Here is a 3,103-nt window from a genome sequence, read left to right as displayed (position 1 = left end):
CTTGGAGTGAATTTGCCCCATACTTCTATGTATTTTGGAGACATTAGCTTGATTAAGTCTTTCATGATTATATTTATGCAGTCCTCGTGGAAGTCTCCGTGATTTCTGAAGCTGAATAGGTATAATTTTAATGATTTACTTTCAACCATCTTTTCACCTGGTATGTAACTAATATATATAGTTGCGAAGTCTGGTTGTCCAGTTATTGGACATAGACTTGTGAATTCAGGGCAGTTGAATTTTACAAAATAGTCGTTGTTTGGGTGTTTGTTGTCAAAGGTTTCTAGTACATCTGGGTTGTATCCAAATTCGTATTTAGTTCCTTGGTTTCCAAGTAAGCTTAAGCCTTCTAGTTCTTTACTTTTTCTTCCTGTTTCTAACATATTTAAACTCCTTTCTCGTTTTTATGTTTTTGTTCTAGGTAAGTATCTAGACCGTGTTTTCTAAGCTTGCAAGAAGGACATTCTCCGCATCCATCACCTATGATTCCATTGTAGCAAGTTAGAGTTTTTTCTCTTACATAATTAAGCTTTCCGTATTTATCTGCTAACTCCCAAGTTTGAGCCTTGTCTAACCACATCAAAGGTGTGTGAATTACGAAGTCGTAATCCATAGCTAAGTTAGCAGTTACATTTAGTGATTTTATAAATACATCTCTACAGTCAGGGTATCCACTGAAATCTGTTTCGCATACACCTGTAACTATATGTCTAGCGTTTTTAGTTTTTGCAAGGATTGCGGCAAATGTTAAAAATACCATGTTGCGGCCTTCAACAAATGTAGATGGAAGTTCGCCGTCTTTACCAGCTTCGACTTTTATATCGTTGCGAGTTAGAGCATTTGGTGCTAATTGATTAAGTAAGTCCATGTCTAATATATAGTGTTCAACACCAAGATCCTTTGCGATGTTTTTGGCACATTCTATTTCTAATTTATGTCTTTGATTGTAGTTAAAAGTTACGGCGATAACTTTGTCAAACCTCTCTAAAGCCCAAAATAAGCAAGTAGTAGAGTCTTGACCGCCGCTGAAAACAACTACTGCATTGTTATTATTGTTATTGTTCATAATTTTTCTCCTTTTTAAACACCCTTCATATTAGGGTCCCATATTATTTTATGTAGTTGAACTTGAAGTCTGACCTTGTTTAATTTTTTCTCTTTCATAAATTCAACTATGTCTTCTAGTTCAATAGCTCCGAAAACGGGGCTAAAATATACTAAGCATTTGTTTGTTAAATCAAACTTATTTATTATTTTATAAGCTTCTTGAAGATCATCCTTACTGCCTAATACAAACTTATAAACATCTGTTTTTCCGACGTACTCGAAGTTCTCTAATACCATTAAATCAGTCATATTACTAGATGGAAGCTTGTAGTCTAATATAAATATTAGATTTGGATATTTTTCTTTAAAAGGTGAAATATCAATTGCCCCATTAGTTTCTATATGTACTGTAAGGCTTTTATCGTCATTTAGTAGTGATAAGATTTCGTCTATATTCTCTTGAAACAGAGGTTCACCACCTGTTAATGTTACGTTTGACACACCTGTTTCTTTGATATAGCTATAGATTTCTTCAGCTGATAAAACCTCTGTTATCTCGCTTTTATCAAATGAATAAGTAGTATCACACCAAGCACATCTCAAGTTGCAACCTTGAAATCTTATAAATGTAGCGAGCTCGCCAGCGCTAGGACCTTCACCGTCTATTGATACGAATTTTTCTATAATATTAAACATATTAGTCCTCCGCATATGTACAGCTATTTGTAGGTGTTTCAAATAATTCTACTTCACAAACATCTAGCCCCATAGTTTTTAATTTGTGGAATATATCCCTGCTCATTTCTTCAGCAGTAGGTCTATATGGAACTAGTAAAACATCAAAGGAATTAGGTAATTCTTTTAACTTTTCTGCTAGCAAAAGACCTTCTTCATTGTTTTCTATAACAAGCTTGTGGTCGAATAGGTCTTCAATTTCCTTTAATTTTTCTTTTATATTTCCAAAATCGTCTACCATTCCTCTAAGCTGACCTTCTTGATGAAGTGTTTCACTTTTGATTGAAACTATTAATTTATATCTATGACCATGTAAATTTGAACATTTTCCGTTGTACCCACTCAAGTAGTGAGCCATATCGAATTCAATTTGACTTTTAATCTTAAACATCGCTTACCTCCCAAATAAAATATTTTGTATATGAATTATTATTGTTTAATCTTCTAAATAAAAAAGGTTTATTTCTTTGCACAATAAAACTAGTGCAAAAAAATAAACCTTTTTGTTTGCTAGCCTAGTTTTATTTATAGACAGGATGGTCTTAATGAACTGTCTCTTAAGTTTTTGTACTATAATACATTAACATAAATATTCAAAGTTGTAAAATATTAATTAAAAAAGTAAGTTTGTGAAGTATAATATAAAGTAAGTTATTAAAATTTTATATTAACTAAGATAAAAGGGAGGCGTTTTAAATGAGATATGCGCATACTACTATAATGGTAAGTGATATAGAAGAATCTATAGAATTTTACCAAGCAGTTGCAGGACTTGAACTCAAATGCAAATTTATGACAGATCAAGAAGATAAGCTATTGGCGTTTTTAGCTGATAAAGATGGAGGTACAGAAATAGAGCTTATACAAGATTTTAGACAAAAGCCACAACATGGTTCTGGAATATCACTAGGTTTTGCAGTTAAAAATATAGAAGCTTATTTAGAAAAAATAAGATCAATGGGATATGAAGCTACTGATATAATTTCTCCAAATATTAGAACTCAATTTTTCTTTGTAAATGATCCAGATGGTATAAAAATACAATTAATAGAACAAATATAGAAGGATTAGGAGAAATTTATGACTAGAAAGATAGAAGTACAAAGACCATATAGACATTTCAAAGGAAAATTATATTATGTTCACAGTATCGTGACACATACGGAAACCGACGAAAAATTAGTTTCTTATCAAGCTTTATACCCACCTTATGGTATGTTTGTAAGACCGCTAGAAATGTTTATGGAAGAGGTTGAACCAGGAAGAGAAGATAATATAACAAATCAAAAATATAGATTTGAGTTATATGATGGAAAATAAT

The 3,103-nt window shown here is 31.9% G+C and carries 6 protein-coding genes; 2 read left to right on the top strand and 4 right to left on the bottom strand.

Going from position 1 to position 3,103, the window contains the following annotated elements:
- The 4 genes from queF to ACI3VO_RS11760 form a co-directional block, all read right to left on the bottom strand.
- A partial coding sequence (queF, locus tag ACI3VO_RS11775; protein WP_439758099.1) for a preQ(1) synthase occupies positions 1 to 383 on the bottom strand: 383 nt, incomplete at its 3' end.
- A 2-nt stretch (positions 384 to 385) separates the two neighbouring features.
- On the bottom strand, positions 386 to 1,066 hold the full coding sequence (gene queC / locus ACI3VO_RS11770) for a 7-cyano-7-deazaguanine synthase QueC (protein WP_439758098.1): 681 nt from the start codon (positions 1,064 to 1,066) through the stop codon (positions 386 to 388).
- 14 nt (positions 1,067 to 1,080) lie between these two features.
- Positions 1,081 to 1,743, bottom strand: coding sequence for a putative 7-carboxy-7-deazaguanine synthase QueE (gene queE / locus ACI3VO_RS11765; protein ID WP_439758097.1), 663 nt, complete (start codon positions 1,741 to 1,743; stop codon positions 1,081 to 1,083).
- 1 nt (position 1,744) lies between these two features.
- Entirely contained in the window at positions 1,745 to 2,173 is a 429-nt protein-coding gene (locus ACI3VO_RS11760) for a 6-pyruvoyl trahydropterin synthase family protein (RefSeq protein WP_439758096.1), read from the bottom strand.
- Positions 2,174 to 2,478: 305 nt separating this feature from the next.
- On the opposite strand from ACI3VO_RS11760, the gene ACI3VO_RS11755 reads away from it, so the two are divergent.
- The gene (locus ACI3VO_RS11755; protein ID WP_439758095.1) at positions 2,479 to 2,844 is read left to right on the top strand and encodes a VOC family protein; all 366 of its coding nucleotides are present in this window, start codon (positions 2,479 to 2,481) and stop codon (positions 2,842 to 2,844) included.
- A gap of 18 nt (positions 2,845 to 2,862) precedes the next feature.
- On the top strand, positions 2,863 to 3,102 hold the full coding sequence (locus ACI3VO_RS11750; protein ID WP_320624242.1) for a DUF1653 domain-containing protein: 240 nt from the start codon (positions 2,863 to 2,865) through the stop codon (positions 3,100 to 3,102).
- The last annotated feature ends 1 nt before the right edge of the window (position 3,103 follow it).

Source organism: Intestinibacter sp., from assembly GCF_051866655.1.
In the GTDB taxonomy this organism is placed as follows: domain Bacteria; phylum Bacillota; class Clostridia; order Peptostreptococcales; family Peptostreptococcaceae; genus Intestinibacter.
This window is presented reverse-complemented; position numbering and strand designations above follow the sequence as displayed.